At 58.4% G+C, this 19,628-nt stretch carries 17 protein-coding genes; 5 read left to right on the top strand and 12 right to left on the bottom strand.

All coding sequences use genetic code 11. From position 1 onward, the window contains the following. Positions 1-42: 42 nt before the first annotated feature. The 5 genes from ACR0MP_RS15750 to ACR0MP_RS15730 all read right to left on the bottom strand — a co-directional run bounded on the left by ACR0MP_RS15750 (position 43) and on the right by ACR0MP_RS15730 (position 2,666). Positions 43-1,011, bottom strand: coding sequence for a carbon-nitrogen hydrolase family protein (locus tag ACR0MP_RS15750; protein ID WP_170407972.1), 969 nt, complete (start codon positions 1,009-1,011; stop codon positions 43-45). Further along, positions 1,008-1,145, bottom strand: coding sequence for a hypothetical protein (locus tag ACR0MP_RS15745; RefSeq protein ID WP_170684571.1), 138 nt, complete (start codon positions 1,143-1,145; stop codon positions 1,008-1,010). The genes ACR0MP_RS15750 and ACR0MP_RS15745 overlap by 4 nt, the downstream gene beginning before the upstream one ends. Beyond that, entirely contained in the window at positions 1,142-1,492 is a 351-nt protein-coding gene (locus tag ACR0MP_RS15740) for a hypothetical protein (RefSeq protein WP_170397963.1), read from the bottom strand. The genes ACR0MP_RS15745 and ACR0MP_RS15740 overlap by 4 nt, the downstream gene beginning before the upstream one ends. After that, positions 1,489-1,962: a VOC family protein gene (locus ACR0MP_RS15735; RefSeq protein ID WP_170407970.1), complete on the bottom strand. Its 474-nt coding sequence runs from the start codon at positions 1,960-1,962 to the stop codon at positions 1,489-1,491. Before ACR0MP_RS15735 ends, ACR0MP_RS15740 begins: the two co-directional genes overlap by 4 nt. 137 nt (positions 1,963-2,099) lie before the next feature. Further along, positions 2,100-2,666 carry a cupin domain-containing protein gene (locus ACR0MP_RS15730; RefSeq protein ID WP_170407968.1) on the bottom strand — a complete coding sequence of 189 codons (567 nt, stop codon included), beginning with the start codon at positions 2,664-2,666 and terminating at the stop codon, positions 2,100-2,102. 149 nt (positions 2,667-2,815) lie between these two features. Here ACR0MP_RS15730 and ACR0MP_RS15725 point away from each other — a divergent pair, with 149 nt between their 5' ends. Continuing rightward, complete coding sequence (locus ACR0MP_RS15725) at positions 2,816-4,093, top strand: 4-aminobutyrate--2-oxoglutarate transaminase (RefSeq protein ID WP_170397954.1); 1,278 nt, start codon at positions 2,816-2,818, stop codon at positions 4,091-4,093. Between the two features lie 2 nt (positions 4,094-4,095). Then, entirely contained in the window at positions 4,096-5,571 is a 1,476-nt protein-coding gene (locus tag ACR0MP_RS15720; protein WP_480588146.1) for an NAD-dependent succinate-semialdehyde dehydrogenase, read from the top strand. 59 nt (positions 5,572-5,630) lie between these two features. On the opposite strand, the gene ACR0MP_RS15715 is transcribed toward ACR0MP_RS15720, so the two are convergent. The 5 genes from ACR0MP_RS15715 to ACR0MP_RS15695 all read right to left on the bottom strand — a co-directional run bounded on the left by ACR0MP_RS15715 (position 5,631) and on the right by ACR0MP_RS15695 (position 12,866). Continuing rightward, positions 5,631-6,836: an MFS transporter gene (locus tag ACR0MP_RS15715; RefSeq protein WP_170407966.1), complete on the bottom strand. Its 1,206-nt coding sequence runs from the start codon at positions 6,834-6,836 to the stop codon at positions 5,631-5,633. A gap of 86 nt (positions 6,837-6,922) precedes the next feature. Continuing rightward, complete coding sequence (gene ggt / locus ACR0MP_RS15710; RefSeq protein ID WP_170407964.1) at positions 6,923-8,674, bottom strand: gamma-glutamyltransferase; 1,752 nt, start codon at positions 8,672-8,674, stop codon at positions 6,923-6,925. 84 nt (positions 8,675-8,758) lie between these two features. Then, positions 8,759-9,190, bottom strand: coding sequence for a universal stress protein (locus ACR0MP_RS15705; protein WP_170397943.1), 432 nt, complete (start codon positions 9,188-9,190; stop codon positions 8,759-8,761). Continuing rightward, on the bottom strand, positions 9,187-11,796 hold the full coding sequence (locus tag ACR0MP_RS15700; RefSeq protein ID WP_480887334.1) for a TRAP transporter permease: 2,610 nt from the start codon (positions 11,794-11,796) through the stop codon (positions 9,187-9,189). Before ACR0MP_RS15700 ends, ACR0MP_RS15705 begins: the two co-directional genes overlap by 4 nt. A 107-nt stretch (positions 11,797-11,903) precedes the next feature. Beyond that, entirely contained in the window at positions 11,904-12,866 is a 963-nt protein-coding gene (locus tag ACR0MP_RS15695) for a TAXI family TRAP transporter solute-binding subunit (protein WP_170397937.1), read from the bottom strand. Between the two features lie 242 nt (positions 12,867-13,108). Between ACR0MP_RS15695 and ACR0MP_RS15690 the strand changes: the two genes are divergently transcribed. From ACR0MP_RS15690 to ACR0MP_RS15680, 3 genes are read left to right on the top strand one after another with little or no spacing between them, the layout of a single operon-like run. Further along, positions 13,109-15,499 carry an ATP-binding protein gene (locus ACR0MP_RS15690; protein ID WP_170513514.1) on the top strand — a complete coding sequence of 797 codons (2,391 nt, stop codon included), beginning with the start codon at positions 13,109-13,111 and terminating at the stop codon, positions 15,497-15,499. After that, positions 15,496-16,113, top strand: a complete 618-nt coding sequence (locus ACR0MP_RS15685) for a response regulator transcription factor (RefSeq protein WP_480887336.1) — start codon at positions 15,496-15,498, stop codon at positions 16,111-16,113. The genes ACR0MP_RS15690 and ACR0MP_RS15685 overlap by 4 nt, the downstream gene beginning before the upstream one ends. After that, entirely contained in the window at positions 16,110-16,859 is a 750-nt protein-coding gene (locus tag ACR0MP_RS15680; RefSeq protein WP_170407958.1) for a PhnD/SsuA/transferrin family substrate-binding protein, read from the top strand. The genes ACR0MP_RS15685 and ACR0MP_RS15680 overlap by 4 nt, the downstream gene beginning before the upstream one ends. 127 nt (positions 16,860-16,986) lie before the next feature. On the opposite strand, the gene ACR0MP_RS15675 is transcribed toward ACR0MP_RS15680, so the two are convergent. Further along, positions 16,987-18,498, bottom strand: coding sequence for a heme biosynthesis HemY N-terminal domain-containing protein (locus ACR0MP_RS15675; RefSeq protein ID WP_170407956.1), 1,512 nt, complete (start codon positions 18,496-18,498; stop codon positions 16,987-16,989). A 10-nt stretch (positions 18,499-18,508) separates the two neighbouring features. Beyond that, positions 18,509-19,628, bottom strand: a 1,120-nt coding sequence (locus ACR0MP_RS15670) for a COG4223 family protein (protein WP_480562872.1), incomplete at its 5' end; no start/stop codon positions are given.

Raw genomic sequence — 19,628 nt, 5'->3', positions numbered from 1 at the left:
GAAATTTTTCCTTTCTGCCGATACCGAAAAGCTGGGCCGGTATCAGTCTGTGCCAGAGCGCCCTTTGTAGAGATACAGATTGTCGGGCTTGGTCGCGGCGTCTTCAGTATATCCCAGCGCCGTTCTGGGGTCGGATGCAGCGACGCCCGCAACGTCGCCTTTCTGCGGAATGCGCAGCGGGCCTAGCGTGTGCAGATAGGCATCCGCCCCGCTGGTACGGTCATAGACCGGGAACTCCGCCTCGCGGTCGCGGAAGCTTTTGAGAACCTGCCCCAGACCTTTCAGTCCGACCTCGCGTTGGCGGCGGACCTGATCAAGATCGATCTCGATAGGGAAGATATCCTCCTGTCCCGCAGACTGGTGCAGCACGGTGGCCGAGGGATCAACGACCAGTGAGCGGCCCACGCCCCCGGCGGCCAGCCCGTTCACGTCAAACACATAGCATTGGAACTGCGCAGCGGTCGCTTTGGCGATCGACAGCTCGGCCTCGCGGTCGGTTGTGCCGGTCAGAACCGGGTGCAGCAGAACCTCGACCCCTTGGCTAGTCAGGTGGCGGGTGGTTTCGGGGAACCAGATATCGTAGCAGATCGACAGGCCAAACCGGCCCACATCCGGCACATCAAAGATGCAGAATTCGGTACCCGAGGCGATGTTCTGTTCATAAGGTTTGAACGGGAACATCTTGGAGTATTTTGAGACGATCTCACCTTCGGGGTTGATCACCACCGAGGTGTTGAAAATCCGTCCATCTTCGTGCTTTTCGAACATCGATCCGGGGATCAGCCAGATCCCATAACGCCGAGCGGCATCCTGAAAGCGCGACAGGTCGTCATTGGGAAAGGGCTGGGCAAACCGGTCGAGCGGACCATGAGGCGCCAGTTCGCTGAACAGGGCCATCTGGGTCCAGGGGAACCGTGCCATCATAATGTCGATCCGGTGCAGCATCGCGTCGACATTCGACTGCAACGCACCGACATGCATCTGGATTCCGGTTATCGCAAAAGGGGTCATTTTTCGTTTCTTCTCATTTTCTTGCCGATTGCGACCGCCGATTTGATCCGGCGTTCTTCATCGGAACATAAAACCGTGTGGTCACGCAAGCCTGCTGTCCTCAGGCTATGGTTTTCCGAGGCGACTGCCTTCATACTGCGGCTTCCTCGGCGGTATCTTCTGCCTGCGGTTCCACAAAATCGATGTCGTTGCGAACCCAGAAGAACCGGAATCCGCAACTGCGCAGCCATTTCTCAAGCCGATCAAGGCTGGACCACTCCCGCCGCAGCCCGCGCGTGGATTCGACCAGCGCCCATTGGCCATCGACCAGAAAGTATACAGTCCAGGTATTGGGATGCGCCGAGTGGTTGGCAAAGCCGCCGCTGATCACCTCACGCGCCGTGCGAACGGCGACCGGATAGTCGCCGATGCGACCCTCAGCCGCGAGAATGGCCAGATCGTTTTGACGGATCGTGAATGTGGGAAGGGGGGCGTCGTTCATGCAGCCTCGATCTGCGCCGCGTCCAGCAGCGCTTTGCGCCGTTCACTGATATCCGCTGGCTTCAGGTTTTCGACGCGGGTCGCCAACGTCCAGACATGACCGAACGGATCGGCAATCGTGGCGCAGCGTTCGCCCCAATAGGTGTCCGCCGCCTCAGCGATCAGGCTGGCACCGCTTTCCAACGCGGCTGCAAGGGCAGTGTCCACATCTTCGACATACATATGATGCCCAATCGGAGTGACTGTGCCCGGAATGGCGGGGCCGTGCGCACCCCATCCGGCGGTGACAAACAGCATCGAGTTGCCGATCTTGATCGAGGCAAAGCCGGGGGCCTCATCCGCGTCATAGGCCTGTATCTTCGCATCAAAGGCACTTTCGTAGAAAGTTAGCGCGGCATCGACGTCGGCGACGGCAAGCGATGCGGTGCAGGTGCGATAGCCACGTGGCAGAGTGGCAGGTTTCTTTTTCATTCCGGTACTCTCTGAATTGGGCGGCGGACACCCTGGATTATCTGCAGGAATTTCCCGCACTATGCATCATACTGTGGATCAAACCAGGAGATACTGCAACACTATGATGCATAGTGCTGAAATTTCTGCCGTGATGCTTAGAATGTAGGCGGAGTACAGGCGCTGATGACCCGGCAAACTTCGGGGCCGACCTGCCTGAACCGGTGCGGGGTGCGACTGTCGAAATAATAAGCATCGCCTGGTCCCAGTACCTTGCGCTTATCGCCCACGGTCACCTCCACCCGACCCGAGATGACAATACCGCCCTCTTCCGCCTCATGCCCGTACATCACGCGACCGGTGTCAGCCCCTAACTCGTAAGTTTCCTGCAAGATCATCATCGCGCGACCATGCAGGTTTGATCCTACCTGCCGCAGAGACAGCCCACCCTTTCCGATCTCAGTAAGTTCTTCTGAGGCGTAAAACACGGTCTGCTCAGATTCGATTTCGAAGGAAAAGAAATCGGACATGCCAATCGGTATGCCTTGCAGAATACGCCGTAACGCACCAACCGATGGATTCATCTTGCCCGACTCGATCAGCGAGATGGTTGAGTTCGGCACATCCGACTTCTTGGCCAGCGCCCGCTGAGATAAGCCTGCACGCTCTCGCAAGGTTCGCAGGCGCAATCCGAGGGTCAAATCCTCTTGGCTGGTGTTCTTCATGTTCAGTATCCGCAACACTTGATCCTGCCGGGACGGTAAATCAATGGCTTATGAATCACAAGAAACAGGCTTTCGCTTGCAGGCGCAGATACTACAGTCGCGCAGTCAAACATACGGGCACTGCGCCCGGAAACGGGAAAGGACGCAAGATGCTGAACGCTCAGATTGCTGAACGCCGGAATACCTCGATCGCGCAGGGCGTGGGGATGCAAACGCAAGTCTATGTGGACCGTGCCGTGAATTCCGAGGTCTGGGATGTCGAAGGCAAACGCTATATCGATTTCGCCGCAGGCATCGCCGTTGTGAACACCGGGCATTGCCACCCCAAGGTGATGGAGGCTGTTCAGAAACAGGCCGCAAACTTCACCCATACCTGCCATCAAGTTCTGCCTTATGAGAATTACATCCGTCTGGCCGAGCGCCTGAACGAGAAGGTGCCCGGCGACTTCACTAAGAAAACCGTCTTTGTCACAACAGGTGCCGAGGCGGTCGAGAATGCCGTCAAGATCGCGCGTGCTGCCACTGGCCGCCCGGCTGTAGTGGCCTTTGGCGGCGCTTTTCACGGCCGCACCTTCATGGGCATGTCACTGACCGGCAAGGTTCAGCCCTATAAAGCGGGCTTCGGCGCGATGATGCCCGATACCTATCACGTCCCGTTCCCGATCGATCTGCATGGCACCTCGACCGAAGATTCGCTGGGTGCTTTGACTAAACTGTTCAAGGCCGATCTTGATCCGGGCCGGGTGGCCGCGATCATCATCGAACCGGTTCAGGGCGAAGGTGGCTTCTACCCCGCTCCGGCTGAGTTGATGCGTGGTCTGCGCGCGCTTTGCGACGAACATGGCATCGTTCTGATTGCCGATGAGGTACAGACCGGCTTTGCCCGCACTGGCAACCTGTTCGCGATGGACGCTTATGACGTCTCTGCTGATATCACCACTATGGCCAAAGGTCTGGCCGGTGGTCTGCCGCTGGCCGCCGTCACCGGTCGTGCTGAGCTGATGGACGCCGCGCACCCGGGTGGTTTGGGCGGAACCTATGGCGGCAACCCGCTGGGGATCGCCGCCGCCCATGCTGTGATGGATGTGATCGAGGAAGAAGACCTGTGCACGCGCGCCAATGAGCTGGGCTCGCGCTTGAAACAGCGTCTGGAATCGATCCGTTCCCGCACGCCCGAGATCGTAGATATTCGTGGTCCGGGCCTTATGGTTGCGGCCGAGTTCAACACGACCGACGGCAGCGCCCCGAATCCCGATATGGCAAACGCCATACGGGTCGAGGCATTGAAGCGTGGATTGATCCTGCTGACATGTGGCGTATATGGGAACGTAATTCGTTTCCTCGCGCCGTTGACGGTGCAGGACGAAATCTTCGCCGAGGCCATGGATATCCTCGAAGCCTCGATCGACGCTGCCAAAGGAGCCTGAACATGCTGGATACCAAAGTGACCAAGCTGGAGCTGAAAGATCCCAGCCTTCTGGAACCCCGCGCCTATATCAACGGTGAATGGGTCGAAGGAGAGGCAACGTTCCCTGTCTACAACCCTGCAACCGGTGATCTGATCGCCAATGTGACAGATGTCAGCATCGAAGGCACAACACAGACCATCGATGCAGCTTACGCTGCGAAGAAGGAATGGGCTGCTCAGACTGGCAAGGAACGCGCCGCCATTCTGCGCAAATGGTTCGACCTGATGGTCGAAAACGCAGACGATCTGGCGACCATCCTGACCGCCGAGATGGGAAAACCCTGGCCCGAAGCGCGCGGTGAAATCCTATATGGCGCGTCCTTTATCGAGTGGTTCTCGGAAGAGGCCAAGCGTGTATACGGCGACGTCATCCCCGGCCACCAGCGCGACAAGCGTATCGTGGTGCTGAAGCAGCCCGTGGGCGTAGTGGGATCAATCACGCCTTGGAATTTCCCAAACGCGATGATCGCGCGAAAAGTTGGCCCGGCGCTGGCCGTGGGCTGTACCTTTGTGGCGCGCCCAGCGACGCTGACGCCGCTGTCGGCGACGGCGATGGCGGTTTTGGGTGAACGTGCAGGTATACCGGCGGGCGTGTTCAACGTGATCCCGGGCACCGACAGCTCAGGCGTCGGTAATGAGCTTTGCACCAACGACAAGGTCGCCAAGATCACCTTCACCGGCTCGACCCGTGTAGGACAGATCCTGATGCGTCAGGCGGCGGGCACCATCAAGAAGATGTCGCTGGAACTGGGCGGTAACGCACCATTCATTGTCTTTGACGATGCCGACGTGGATGCCGCCGTGGATGGCGCGATGATCGCGAAGTTCCGCAACAATGGCCAGACCTGCGTCTGTGCCAACCGCATCTATGTGCAGGCGGGCGTCTATGACGAGTTTGCTGCCAAGCTGGCCGAGAAGACAAAATCTTTGAATGTCGGCGACGGCTTTGGCGAAGGCATCACCACAGGTCCCCTGATCAATCAGGCGGCGGTCGACAAAGTTGAAGAACATATCTCGGACGCGGTTTCCAAAGGGGCGACTGTAACGCTGGGTGGCAAACGCTCGGATCTGGGTGGGACATTCTTTGAACCCACCGTTCTGACTGGCGTAACCCGCGACATGGTTGTGGCAAAGGACGAAACCTTCGGCCCCGTCGCTCCGCTGTTCAAATTCGAGGAAGAAGACGACGTCGTCAGCATGGCCAATGACAGCGAGTTCGGCCTGGCCTCGTATTTCTACAGCCGCGATTTGGCGCGCGTCTGGCGTGTGGCCGAGGCGCTGGAATCGGGCATGGTGGGCATCAACACTGGCCTGATCTCGACCGAAGTCGCCCCGTTCGGCGGTGTCAAACAATCCGGTCTTGGCCGTGAGGGTTCGAAATACGGGATCGAGGATTTCCTTGAGATGAAGTATCTCTGCATGGGTGAAATTCAGTAAGCGCCTCGTGCCTTGAAAATTCAACGCACTCGCAGTCCGCTGCGGGTGCGTTTTTCGTTTCAGACCGATGCGTGCCCGCGCAGACGGAACACCAACGGCATCATCACCAAGACCAGAGCCGCCGAGAAAAAGAACGGTGCGCCGGGCAGATAAGTGCCTTCGCCATCGACCGACGCCTGAAAGATGCCGGTCATCACCAAAGGCGACAGAACCGCAGCGACAGAAGACAGTGACGCGATGACTCCCTGCACCACGCCCTGCCGGTCTTCGTCCGCCTGGTTCGAGGCCATAGCCGTGATCAAGGCAGGCACGAGGTCGGACAGCGCGGCAAGCAGAATAAAGATGACAAGGGCCGTAACCGTTACGGTAAACCCAAAGCCGATCATTCCGACCAATGCCGATACCATCCCCAGCAGCAGGGTTCGGTAATCGCCGATCCAGCGAATGAAGACCGGCATCAGTCCGGCTTGGACGAAGGCCAACAGCACGCCGTATGCGGCCAGCGACAGGCCGATATACAGCGTGGACCAGCCAAACACCTCTCGTATCCAGAAGGCCCAGAGGGTGGGGTAGACCATGTTGGCAAATTCAAAGATGAAAATGCACAGCAGCGGCACTGCCAGCCCCGGAAAGCGGAAGGCGTCAAAGATCGATTTGAACGGGTTCAGGTCGCGCTTGCCAAAGGGGCGGCGTTTTTCTGGTTTCAGGCTCTCGGGCAGGACGAAGACTCCGAACAGGGCGTTGGCGGCGGACAAGACCGCAGCGATCCAGAACGGCGCAGTAATGCTGATCCCGGCAGCGATGCCGCCGATGGCCGGGCCAAGCACAAACCCAATCCCGAAGGCCGCCCCGATCAGACCGAAATTCGCCGCCTTCTCGGTCGGTGATGATATGTCAGCAATGTAAGCCGTTGCGGTGATATAGGTCGCCCCCGCAAGCCCCGCGAGCGTCCGTCCCAGAAGAAGCAGCCAAAACGTTTCGGCCAGCGCCATGATCACATAATCCAGCGCCAACATGGTCAGTGCCGCGATCAGGATCGGCCTGCGCCCGACCGCATCTGAAATGCTGCCGACAATAGGTCCGCACAGGAACAGCGCCCCGGCATAGGCGGCCATCAGCAGCCCACCCCAAAAAGCTCCTTGTCCGGTATTGCCCGCACCGACGCGATCCATCAGGTCGGGCATGATCGGGAACACGATGCCAATACCGATGGCATCGATCATCAGTGTGATCAGAATGAAGGTTATTGCGCGGCTTTTGAACATACCGCCCTATCGGACGAGTACGCTGTTAAAGCAAGAGAAAAGGGCTGCGTGGTACAATTGTCCAACAGCCCTTTTGCAGTTCGCCTTTATTGGCCTAGTGCCACGCCTTCGCGGCGCGGATCAGCCGCTCCGATCAGCTGGCCATCCTTGATCAGGATGGCGTGAAGCCCACTGTTGAGATCGACCTGTTTGACCTCATGCCCCTTGGCTGTCAGAGCATCAGCGAATTCAGCAGCGGATGTCCCCTGCTCCAGATCCATCGCAGACCCGTTGCGATGCACGAAATGCCCGGTTTCGATGGCATCCTGCGGGTCCATTTCCCAATCCAGGATCGCAATGATCGTTTTGGCCACATAGTTGATGATGCGGCTACCACCGGGTGAGCCGATCAGCAGATAGGGCTCACCATCCTTCATCACGATGGTTGGTGACATCGAGCTGCGCGGGCGTTTGCCACCCTCAACGCGGTTGGCCACCAGACGGTCGCCATCCTTTGGTGCGCGGTCGAAATCGGTGAGTTCGTTGTTCAGCAGGAAACCCCGCACAAAAACCCGGCTGCCAAAGGCGGTCTCAATAGTGGTCGTCATCGACAGCGCGTTGCCGTACTGATCTCGGATCACGATATGGCTGGTGCCGGGACGACCCGGGTTTTGCGAGGGCGCAAACAGGGCGGTGTGATCACGTGGCGGCTCACCTGCCTGACGCTTCTCGCTGGCTGCAGCAGGGTCGATCATCTCCGAGCGCAGCTTTAGATAGTCCGCGTCCAGAAGACCCTTGACCGGTACATCGATAAAATCGCCGTCGGCCATGTAAAGCGCGCGGTCGGCATAGGCCAGCTTGGCGGCCTCGGCATAGAGATGCGCCATCTCAGCGTTCCACCCAGTGCCTTCGAGGTCGAAGTTGCTGAGTATCCCCAGAATCTGCCCTACGGTCAGGCCGCCGGAGGTTGGCGGACCCATTCCGCAGACATCGTAGCCGCGATAATCGGCGCAGACGGCGGGGCGGATTTTGACGCGGTAGTCGGCCAGATCCTCAAGCGTGATATTGTTTTCCACCTTGGATGTGGCATCCACTGCCGCCACGATATCTTCGGCGATGGGGCCGCTATAGAAGGCGCCTGCGCCCTGATCGGCCAGAATGCGCAGGGTTTCGGCAAACTCGGGGTTCCGTAGTAAGGTTCCAGCCTGCAGCGGCGTGTCATCTTCGTTGAAGAAATACGCTTTGCCCGCCGGGAACACACCGACTGAGCGCTCACGTTCAATCGTGCTTTGGATCGAGTTTGCCATGCGGGGCGAAACCTCAAACCCCTGCTCGGCCTGATCGATGGTAGACTGGAACAGCGAGGCCCAGTCTTTCTTGCCATAGAGGTTATGGGTCACTTCCATCAGGCGCAGAATGCCCGGAACGCCAACAGATTGTCCGCCTACAACAGCTTCGGGCCACGGCATCTTTTCCCCGTCCGGCAACAGGAACCGTTCAGGCGTGGCTTTCGCGGGGGCCTTTTCGCGCGCATCAAAGGTGGTCAGTGTCTTGGCCGACGCGTCCCAATACAGCATGAACGCACCACCGCCGATGCCCGATGATTGCGGTTCAACCAGATTGAGCATCAGCTGCACGGCAATCATCGCATCTGCGGCTGTGCCACCTGCGGCCAGCACATCATATCCGGCTTTGGCAGCAATGGGATTGGCGGCCGAGACCATGAACTCGGTGCCAGTCACCGAGTTTTTGTCCTCCCAACCATAGCCATATTCCGGCGCAGGGTCCTGCGCATTGGCCGCGCAAGCGACAACACCCAACGCCAGAACGGCGCCGGTTTTCGTGAATGTCTTCATCATAGAAATCTCCCGGTAAGGATCTGCGAGATTGGCTACTGAGTAACAAGCTTCAAATGGCAGATTCTCAGCTTAAATCCGATCGATTTACCGCACAACATATACTGACGTGTGCGAATGCCTCACGACGCGCGCCGCATTCGGACCAAGCAAATAGTCTTTCAAGTCAGGCTTATGCGCGCCGATCACGATCAAATCCGAGCCCGCGCCTTCCGCGGTTTTGAGGATCTCCTGATAGGCGCTGCCAGTTGCCACCACATGACGGACCTTGGCGTTGCGCTCTTCCCCCAGCGTGGCGGCGCAGAGGGCGACCAGCTTTTCATGAGCCTCTTCAATCACCTTTTCGTGGTGGTGGGGCTCAAAAAAACTGCTGACGAAACCTTCGCCATAGTCGGGTGTCACGGTCACGACATCCAGCCGCGCGCCATCCATTTCGGCCAGCGCTGCGGCGCGTTCAAGGACAGCAACATCAAGATCGCCATTGCTGATATCCACGGCGCACAGAATTGCTTGGGTCATGCGGGTTCTCCCTGTTTTGCGGCACGGCCACGCTGGAGGAAGGCGACAAGACCCAACAGGATCAGCGCCGGGATAAAGATCAACTCTTTCGCGGGCTGGCTTTGCGGGGCCTGAATGCTGGTGATGCGAACGGCATCGTCAGCATAATAGTCGAACATGTCCAGCTCATCCGCGACCGGCGTACCGAACATCGGCTCGTCGAGCTTGACCAGACCATCCTCTTCCAGCGTCATCAGCCCTAGGGCGTCGACACGCGCTGTGCCGTCGGCCCCTTCCGGAATGTCCAGAACCACGGTGGTTTCGGTCATATTGCCGGTGTCAAAGTCAGGACCTGCAACCTCGATCCGCATGGTGCTGCCCGGTGCGGCCTCACCCACGGCCTGCGTCAGCTGTGCCGGTTCGATCTGCGCAAAGGGCGGTGCGATGCGGTTCATGAAGAAATCCGGACGGAACAGCGCAAAGGCGATCAGAATCAGCGCCACGCTTTCATAGATGCGGTTCTTGGTCAGGAACCAGCCCATGGTGCCGGCAGTGAAGATCAGGATCGCGATGGTCGCAGAGACGGCCACCAAGATTCCCTGTACCCAGCCCACATCGATCAGCAACAGGTCAGTGTTGAAGATGAACACGAAAGGCAGTGCCACGGTGCGCAAGCTGTAGAAGAAGGCGGTAAAGCCCGTCTTGATCGCGTCCCCGCCCGAAACGGCGGCGGCGGCAAAGCTCGCCAGACCAACCGGCGGTGTCACATCAGCCATGATACCGAAGTAGAACACGAACAGGTGCACCGCGATCAGCGGCACGATCAGCCCATCCTGCGCGCCCAATTCCACGACCACACCCGCCATCAGCGAGCTGACCACGATATAGTTCGCCGTGGTCGGCAATCCCATCCCGAGGATCAGGCTGAGCAGACCCACCAACGCCAGCATGGCGATCAGGTTACCGCCTGACAGGAACTCGACCAGATCGGCCATCACTTGGCCCACGCCGGTCAGCGTCACGGTGCCCACGATCACACCCGCAGTGGCGGTGGCCAGCGCGATACCAATCATGTTGCGCGCGCCGTCGATCAGCCCGTTCCACAGGTCGACGACACCGGCCTTGAAGGCATTCGCTGTGTCACTTTCACCCCGGAAGATCGACTTGAGCGGTTTCTGCGTCAGCAGGATCACGAACAACAGCGAAGTCGCCCAGAAGGCTGATAGGCCCGGTGATTTCTGTTCGATCATCAGGAAATAGACCAACACGATGATCGGTAGCAGGTAATGCAGACCGGCCTTGTAGATTTCGGCAATTACCGGCAGTTCAACCTCTTTGGCATTAGGATCGTCAGGCACCAAGTCCTCTACTCCGGAAGCCAGCCAAAGCAGGATCAGATAGGCCAAAACGATCAGCGCCGACAGGACCAGACCCGACGCATCGGGCATGAGCGCGACAATCGCTTTGATCGGGTACTGGATGCCATAGCACAGCCCGGCAAAGCCCACGAAGAACAGCGCCATTCCACCGATTGTGCGCCCCATCGAAACGACGCGGTCGCCCAGCGTCGGCATGTTCCGCTTCACCGCTTCAAGGTGTACAATGTAGACCAGCGCGATGTAGGAGATCGCAGCGGGCAGGAAGGCGTGGGTGATCACCTCAACGTATGAGATGCCCACATATTCCACCATCAGGAAGGCAGCAGCGCCCATCACCGGTGGCATGATCTGGCCGTTCACGGATGAGGCGACCTCAACCGAGCCCGCTTGTTCGCTGGAAAAGCCCACACGCTTCATCAGTGGGATAGTGAAGGTGCCGGTCGTGACAACGTTCGCAATGGACGAGCCCGAGATCAGGCCGGTCGCCGCAGAACCAACTACAGCCGCTTTGGCCGGGCCACCGCGCAGGTGCCCCAGCGCGCCAAAGGCCATCTTGATGAAGTAATTGCCCGCGCCCGCCTTATCCAAAAGCGCGCCGAACAGCACGAAGAGGAAGACGAACTTGGTTGAAACGCCCAGCGCGATGCCAAAGACGCCTTCGGACGTGATCCACATATGGCTCATCGCCTTTTGCAGGCTGGCACCTTTCCAGCGGATCACCTCGGGCACCCACTCGGAGGAACCAAAGAAGACGTAGGCCAGAAAGATCGTGGCGATGATCGCCATTGCCGGGCCAAGCGCGCGACGCGCGGCCTCGAACAACAGCAGCAGGCCAACAAGGGCAAACCACTTGTCCGTATCGTCTGCGAGACCGCCCGCATCGACGATCTTTTGGTAGAAGAAATAACCATAGAGGGCCAGAAATGCGCCCACGATCCCCATGATCCAATCCTGAATCGGGATGTAGTTCCGCGGGCTGGATTTCAGCGCCGGATAGGCCGAAAAGGCCAGGAACATCGCAAAGGCCAGATGAATCTGGCGTGAGTTGTTCACTACACTGCCCGGCAGCAGATAATTCGATACGGGAGAGGCCAGAACGACCTGAAACACCGACCACAAGACCGCAACGATCGCCAGAAACAGCCCGACATTACCCGCCGGATCACGCGCGCCTGCGTCTGATGAGGCAACCAGTTCCTGAAGCTCTTCTTCGGAAAGAGGGCGATTGCCCTGTGTGTCGGAACTCATGTTGGTATCTCCCTGTCCTTCGGCCTTGGTTTTTGCGGCCGTCTTGTCTCCGGTTTAGCCCGGATATGAATCGGGGCGCCCCGAAAGGCGCCCCGTGTCAGGTCTGGTTACTGAATCCAGCCTTTTTCTTTGTAGTACTTCTCAGCGCCCGGATGCAGCGGTGCCGACAGGCCGTCCGCAATCATCTCTTCTGGTTTCAGGTTGGCAAATGCCGGGTGCAGCTTTTTGAAGTCATCGAAGTTCTCGAAGACCGAGCTGACAACCGCATAAACCGCGTCTTCCGACACGTCAGCCGAAGTCACGAAGGTTGCACCAACACCAAATGTCGAGGTGTCACCATCCGAACCGCGGTACATGCCACCTGGGATGGTTGCGGTACGGTAGAAGGAGTTGTCACCAACCAGCTTGTCAACCGCGTCGCCGCTGACGTTCACCAGAACCGAGTCACAGGCGGTGGTTGCTTCCTGGATCGAACCCGAAGGGTGACCCACGGTGTAAACCATCGCATCGATCTGGTTGTCACACAGAGCAGCGGATTGTTCAGCCGCTTTCAGCTCGGTCGCCAGTTCGAAATCATCGGTGGTCCAACCCATTTCGCCCAGCAGCACTTCCATGGTGCCGCGCTGACCGGAACCGGGGTTGCCGATGTTGACGCGCTTACCCTTCAGGTCTTCGAAATTCGAGATACCCGCGTCGGCACGCGCCACAACCGTGAACGGCTCTGGGTGTACCGAGAACACGGCACGCAGGTTCTCAAACGGGCCGGCTTCTTCGAATTTCGAGCTGCCGTTGAATGCGTGGTACTGCCAGTCCGACTGTGCCACCCCAAACTCAAGCTCGCCTTCGCGAATGGTGTTGATGTTGTAAACCGACCCCCCAGTCGACTCCACCGAACACCGGACCCCGTGCTCTTTCCGGCCCTTGTTGACAAGACGGCAGATCGCGCCACCCGTCGGGTAATAGACACCCGTAACGCCGCCAGTTCCGATCGTGATAAATTCTTCAGCATATGCCGCTGGTGCCATCAGGGCCGCCGCGGCAAATGCGGTGATTGAGGTTTTCTTGAACACTTTGACACTCCTGTTGTCAGTCTTTTTTGATCTGTGGGGTGCCTGAAACCTTTCAGAACACAACAGAAAAAATCGCACTGGAATCAGGCCCCCCGATGATAAAGAGGAAAGCGAAACCAAACAGCAGGTGTCTATACGGTAGATTACGTATAGGCTTGGATTCAGATATAGGGGAAAGAGGGTAACTGATCACATTCTGTGACTGTGATACCGACCCGTGCAGAAGGTCGTTTGGACAAGAATTGAACTACGCAGGGCAACAAGAAATACGCCAGGACCACACTGAGCCAGCCCGCAGGCGAAGATCGCTGCGCGCCACGCTTGCGCTGTGTTTGGGTGGGCTGCAGTTCATCGCCATCCTTTCGGTGATCCTGTCGACCTTTGTCAGCTCGGAGAACGCGCTGTTGCGGCAATCCCGAACATCGCTGAACGAAGTCAGTGTCAATGTCATCGGCCAAGTCAAAAGTTTTCTGAACCCCGCCCGGCAGGCCTTGGATGCAACTCGGCGACTTGCTGAAAATGACGTACTGGATATCAGCGATCCTGGAGTATTGGAAAGCCATTTTTTTCAGCAGCTACAGGTCGCGCCTCAACTCGCAGGGATGTATCTGGCCGACGCGACGGGCAGGTTTGTCTACGTCATGCGCGCGGAAGAGCCCGGACGTTATCGCACCAAGTTCGTTCCGCCATTCCTGCCCGGCACCGCGGAACATCCCGCCGATTTCCAATGGCGCAACGATCAGTTCACATTGCTGGAAACGGCCACTACCCAGACTGACACCTATGAAGCGCGCACCCGGCCTTGGTTCAGAATGGTGACCGAAGCCAAAGCACCGATCTGGACAGAGCCTTATATCTTCTTCACCACGCGCCAGCCGGGGATCACCTATAGTGTACCCATATTGGACGATACCGGAGATATCCGTGCCATTTTGGGTGTCGATATCCAGATCGACGCCCTGTCGGGGTTCCTGCTGGACATCTGGTCGGAACGACGCGGTGCCGCGCTGGTTCTGAACGAAAATGGCGCGGTGCTGGCGCATCCAACGCTGGTGCTGATCCGGCAGGAAGCACATATGGAAGCGCCCGAGCTGACGCGTGTGGACCAAATCGCAGACCCCATCGCGCAAAAGGCGTTCGGAGATGTCGTGCAAACCGGTCTGAGCGACACGGAAGGACCGGTTCATACCGATTTCCAGCTGAACGGTCAGGACTATGTGGCGATGCTGATCGAGGTGTCCGAGCCGGGGCTGCGTTGGTTGATCGGGCTTTATGCGGCCGAGGACAACTTTATCGGCGAGATCAAGAAGAACCGGACGCAAGGCGTCTGGATCGCGCTTGCCATTGCCATTCTGACGGGCGCAATTGGTTTGGCCATGGCCGACCGGATCTATGCCCCTGTGCGGACCTTTGCCAGCCAGAGTCAGCAATTGCGCAGCGGAGAGATCACCACCGAAGAAGGCCTGCACAGCCCCTATCGCGAGCTGGAAGATACCGGTGCGGCTCTGACTCAGGAAGTTCGGCAACGGCAACGGTTCGAAACCGCCTATGGCCGCACCTTCGATCTGGCCTCGCGCGGGATGGCGCAGATCTCGCCCGAAACGGGGCGGTTTCTGCGGACCAACGAACAGCTGTGCGATATCATGGGATATCAGCCGGATGAATTGGAGAAGATGACGCTGGCCGACATCCTGCCGGAAGATGAACAGCAGATCGCGGTCAAGTTTCGCGAAACCCTGCTGCAGGATTCCGAGTTCATCGCCGAAAACCAGTTTATCCGAAAAGACGGATCCCCCATCTGGTTGCGGGTCAATGCCATTCTGATCCGCGATGAAAGCGGTACCCCTGATCATGCGGTTGCCATTATCGACAACGTCAGCGATCGAAAGCAGGCCGAGGATGAAGTAAGCCGCCTCAGCCGCGATCTGTCCCATGTGGCACGGGTCAACCTGATGGGAGAAATGGCCTCGGGGCTGGCGCATGAGCTGAACCAACCGCTAAGCGCGATTTCCTATAATGTCGACGCCGCGAAGATCACGCTGGATGAAATCGGCGATCCCGATCCTGAGGTGATAGAAATCCTTTCGGATATCGACCGCCAGTCGCGCCGTGCGGGCGACATCATCCGCGCCCTGCGTGATGTGGTGCGTAAGGATCGCGGACGTCAGACTCCGTTTGAACTGAACGGGTTGATCCGGCAAACCGTCAGCCTGATGGACGCCGAGGCGAAGTTACACGAGATCAAGCTGCTTTATGAAGAAACCGACCTTCCTCTTGTCATCGGAAACCGGACGCAGATCGCTCAGGTTCTGGTTAACCTGTTGCGCAACGCGATCGACGCCCTGGCCCTGGATCCGGATGGCAAGGGTAAAATCACCATCACTACAAAGACCAGCGATGAACTGGTCGAGGTGCGGGTTGAGGATAACGGGCCCGGGATTAGCGATGGTGTCACCTTGTTCAACTCGTTTGACACCCAGAAGACCGACGGGATGGGGCTGGGCCTGTCCATTTGTCGGACCATCGTCAAAGCCAATGACGGAGCCATTTGGTACGAGCCTACTGAGACGTCCGGGGCGCGCTTCTGTTTCACCCTGCAGCGCCGCGATCAGCCCAAGGAGGATCACGCATGACCTTTGAACCGCTGGTCGTCTATATCGTCGATGACGATGAAGATGTGCGCATCGCCTTATCTCGGTCGCTCAGCAAACGCGGACTACGGGTCGAGCATTTTGCCGATGCGCAGACATTTCTGAATCAAGTGCATGAGGACGCAAAAGGTTGCCTGATCCTGGACTATGGCATGCCCGGCATGGACGGGCTGGAATTGCAGGAACATCTGAACCGGCGCGAGTCGACCATACCGGTCATTTTCATCTCGGGTCATGGCGGCATTCCGGAATCCGTGCGGGCCACCAAGGCAGGTGCAATTGATTTTCTGGAAAAACCCTTTGACCTGCAGGTGCTGATCGAACGGATACAGGCCGCGTTTGAAATAGGCGACCGTCTGCGCGCCGAGAAATCGCGACGTCAGATGCTTGCGGACAAGCGCAGACTTTTGACCGACCGCGAGGAGCAGGTCTTGCAACATATTCTGACCCACCCCGCGCGCACGTCGAGCAAAGAGATCGCAACTGCCTTGGGTATCAGCCCCCGCACGGTAGAAATTCATCGCGGGCGCATCCAGCAGAAGGTCGGGGTGAAAACCACGATAGAGCTGTATGAACTGTTCGGGCAGATGCAATGATCGCAAGCCTGATGATGTATGCCCGCCCTCAGCTTGATGAGGCACATCTGCGATACTGGAGCCTCATCCGTGACAATCTGAACCGCGCCGGGATCGAGAGCCCTGAGCATCTGTCGCAGGACGTCGAGGAATTCTCGGTCTGGCAGCACCCGGAACTGGTGCTGAGCCAGACTTGCGGCATGCCGTACCGGACATGGCTACACGATAAGGTCGCGTTGGTTGGCACGCCAGACTATGGTCTCGACGGGTGCCCGCCCGGCTATTACCGCAGTGCTCTGGTCGTGCGCGCCGATGATCCACGCACAAATCTGATGGCGTTTCGGGAAGCGGTGTTCGCTTACAACCAGACATTTTCGCAATCTGGCTACGCCGCGCCTTATTGGCATCTTGAGCCGCATGGCTTCTGGTTCAAGCACCGTGTGCAAACCGAAGGTCACCTGAAGTCGGCGCAGTCCGTTGCGGAGGGTCACGCAGATATCGCCGCCCTTGATGCGGTTTCTTGGCGATTGATGGCTGAGTATGAAGAGTTTGCCGCATCTCTGCGGGTGTTGGAGTGGACGGACCCGACCCCTAGCCTGCCATTGATCACTGCGGAGGGTAACGATCAGCAAGCGATTTTTACAGCGGTTGAACGGGCAACTGCGCAGTTGGATGACGCGGACCGTACTGCCTTGGGGATCAAAGGTCTCGTGAGGATTCCGGCCGAACGTTATCTGGACGTGCAAAACCCGCCGGGATCGGTTTAGTCGTCTTGTGTGCCGGTGTCGCCGACGACAGCCGATAGCACATAATGGCTTTGGTCGCCCTTGATCAAAATCGGTGGGCCGGGCTGTTTAAGCTACGGAACGACGCTTTCAACGCCGAGACCGCGCGTTAGGTCTGTCGCGCGACTTCCTCCGTGACCGGCTCGACCTTTCCCTCGATCATGTCCTCTTCGACCGGCTCTTCAAGTGACTCTTCAGCACTTTCTTCAGGTTCCTCTGCCTCTTCAGCCTCTGATTGATCCTCAAGCGCGCCAACGATCAGAGGCAGCATGTGCACACCCGTCACACTAGCAATCTCGGGCGTCTGAGGCGTCTGCCAACTGAGCGTATCGAAGCTGCCGCAGTTCTGGCACACCGGTCCCCATTCAGGCTGAATGTCGTGGCAATTGGTGCAGACCCATTGCGGCCCGCGCGGTGCGTTCAACGCCTTGGCCAGCCAACCCTGAACCACCGCGTCCGAGGCGCCCTCGCCCCGTTCAATCGCAGCCATCAGCGTGTAGGCCCGTGCATCCCCCTGCTTTTCGACAACATCACCCAGCGCGCGTCGCGCTTCGGGGAAGTCTTCGGCTACGATGTTCAGCTCGGCCAAAATCAGGCGTGTTTCCATATTATCTGAATGAATGCGGGTCAAAGCGGTGAACCGCTTGATCCGCTGTTCAGGTGTTTCGTCTGGCACAATCTCGGCAAAGGCATGGGCCAGATCGGGGTGAGGTTGTACTTCCCATGCCTTTTTCAGAATCTTGGTGGCTGCACGCGGTTTGCCCTTTTCGATATAGGCGCGCGCGGCCATGGCGGCTGCCGGGACAAGATCGGGTGAAAGGCGGTTTGCCTCAATCGCATGTTCCTGCTGTTCGACCGTCGCCGTGTCGTCCAGCAGCACTTTGGCCTCGGACAAAGCCAGGACTGCGTCGCGCCGTTTGAACACGTCGCGCGGCAAATACCCGGCCTTCAGCTTCGAGGTCAACGTGGACCGCGCACCGGCCCAATCCTGCGCTTTGGTCTGCAGGTTCAACAGCACATCCTGCGTTTCTTCATGCCGGGGTTTGAGGGCCAGAGCCTTCTCGGCCAGCTTGCGCGCGGTTTCATCATCGCCCTCGGCCAGCTTTTGCTTCATGATCCCGCGCACACCGACAAATCGCGTGGCGTTGTTGGTGACCAGCTTCTTGTAAGTCTCGGACGCTTTCTTGGTATCACCGGTCATCTCGGCTGCCTGCGCCACCAGCAAATTGGTCAGTTCCGGATTGTTCAGCAGCTTCTCGGCCTTATTGGCCTTGGTCATCGCCACGCGCCCCTCACCCGAGGCCAGCGCCATCAACCCGTCCGCCAGCGCCTGATATCCCCGCTTTTCCCGACTGCGATCGAAATAACGTGAAAGGGCGGTTTCATCACCGTTTAGGAATTTCAGCGTGGCGATCAGCAGCGTAAGCAGCTTGAAGAACAACCAGACCGCAAACACCAGCACGCCCAGCGCGATCACTGATTGCAGCGGGCCCAGTGTGTATTCGGTGCCGGCGACGGTGATCTGCACGCCGCCGGATGATTCCATCAAGAACCCAGCACCCATGGCCAGCAGGCCGATAATCGCAACAAAAACAAGGATCTTAAACAATGACCACAGCATGGCAGGTCCTTCAGTTCGAGTTCAGGCTTGAAGCAAGCGTATTTGCGGCCTCGACGGCAGAGGCCCGTGTCTGCGCCGCCTGCTCCCAATCCGCCAATGCAGTCTGCGCCGCTTCGGGCAAGGATTTCAGTTCGGTCAACGCCTTAGTGACATCACCATCCGCCAACGCCGCTTGAGCGCGTGACAAGACCGCGTCCGGATCTTCGCCCTCTTGCGGGGTCACCGACCGCGCGCCTGTCTGGCGCTGCAAGAAAGCAACCAAGCCGGTGCCTTTATCGGCATCACGGGCATCCGCCAGTGCGGCGCGGGCTGCGGGGGCAAATGAGCTGCGCAGCGCCGAAAGGGTCTCAACTCCGTCCTTCGAAGATGCAGCCAAGGCATCGGGTACATCGACACCACCGGCTTTCAGTTCAGAGACCAAATCTTCATAGGGTTGACCGGCATCCAATTGACCATGCAAACGCGACAGGATGGCGGCGTTGGTCGCCGCGCGCGCCTCGGCCGAAGCTTTAGCCTCTAAAGCCTGCGCGTCTGAGACCATCTTTTCCACTTCGCTACGCTGAGCGGCCAGAGAATCCTGTAGTTTCTTCAATTCTGCCTCGAACGCGGCTGTGGCCTCGGGCGAGACATTTGCTTCAAGCGGCTGCTTCTCAAGCGCGGTCAGGCGTTCCTCAAGCGGGTCGACCTTACCGGTCAGGCCATCAACACTGCTCTTCACGGCAGTAAGATCGCTTTCGACCGGAGCAAGCTTATCCGACAACGCCTTGATCTGATTTGACAAGCCCGAGACATCGGGGCCTTCAGCAAGAGTTTTTGTCAGTTGGGCAATCTGATCGGATTGTTCCGCCAGCTTCGACTCGAGTGCGGAAATTGCGTCCGAGCTATCTGCTCCTTGAGACAATAACCCGCTGTTGCCTGCAGCAAATCCGAGGCCTGCAGCAATAACCCCGCCCAACAAAGCCGGAACAAACCCACCGCGTTTTTCGACTGTGCGTTCGATCACCTTTTCTTCGGTCGGCTCGGCCCTGTTCAGGGCTTCGGCTTCGGCTTCGGCTTCGGCTTCGGCTTCGGCTTCGGCTTCGGCTTCGGCTTCGGCTTCGGCTTCGGCTTCGGCTTCGGCTTCGGCTTCG

Source organism: Ruegeria sp. K3, assembly GCF_056531845.1.
Note: the sequence above shows the minus strand (reverse complement) of the source record. Positions and strands in the feature narration are given on the sequence as shown.

Excerpts from the sequence above, each read along its gene's own strand:
- ACR0MP_RS15745 (WP_170684571.1), bottom strand. The coding sequence starts at position 1,145 with ATGAAGGCAGTCGCCTCGGAAAACCATAGCCTGAGGACAGCAGGCTTG.
- ACR0MP_RS15680 (WP_170407958.1), top strand. The coding sequence starts at position 16,110 with ATGATCGCAAGCCTGATGATGTATGCCCGCCCTCAGCTTGATGAGGCA.
- ACR0MP_RS15740 (WP_170397963.1), bottom strand. The coding sequence starts at position 1,492 with ATGAACGACGCCCCCCTTCCCACATTCACGATCCGTCAAAACGATCTG.
- ACR0MP_RS15730 (WP_170407968.1), bottom strand. The coding sequence starts at position 2,666 with ATGAAGAACACCAGCCAAGAGGATTTGACCCTCGGATTGCGCCTGCGA.
- ACR0MP_RS15705 (WP_170397943.1), bottom strand. The coding sequence starts at position 9,190 with ATGACCCAAGCAATTCTGTGCGCCGTGGATATCAGCAATGGCGATCTT.
- ACR0MP_RS15725 (WP_170397954.1), top strand. The coding sequence starts at position 2,816 with ATGCTGAACGCTCAGATTGCTGAACGCCGGAATACCTCGATCGCGCAG.
- ACR0MP_RS15720 (WP_480588146.1), top strand. The coding sequence starts at position 4,096 with ATGCTGGATACCAAAGTGACCAAGCTGGAGCTGAAAGATCCCAGCCTT.
- ACR0MP_RS15715 (WP_170407966.1), bottom strand. The coding sequence starts at position 6,836 with ATGTTCAAAAGCCGCGCAATAACCTTCATTCTGATCACACTGATGATC.
- ACR0MP_RS15675 (WP_170407956.1), bottom strand. The coding sequence starts at position 18,498 with ATGCTGTGGTCATTGTTTAAGATCCTTGTTTTTGTTGCGATTATCGGC.
- ACR0MP_RS15685 (WP_480887336.1), top strand. The coding sequence starts at position 15,496 with ATGACCTTTGAACCGCTGGTCGTCTATATCGTCGATGACGATGAAGAT.
- ACR0MP_RS15735 (WP_170407970.1), bottom strand. The coding sequence starts at position 1,962 with ATGAAAAAGAAACCTGCCACTCTGCCACGTGGCTATCGCACCTGCACC.
- ggt (WP_170407964.1), bottom strand. The coding sequence starts at position 8,674 with ATGATGAAGACATTCACGAAAACCGGCGCCGTTCTGGCGTTGGGTGTT.
- ACR0MP_RS15750 (WP_170407972.1), bottom strand. The coding sequence starts at position 1,011 with ATGACCCCTTTTGCGATAACCGGAATCCAGATGCATGTCGGTGCGTTG.
- ACR0MP_RS15700 (WP_480887334.1), bottom strand. The coding sequence starts at position 11,796 with ATGAGTTCCGACACACAGGGCAATCGCCCTCTTTCCGAAGAAGAGCTT.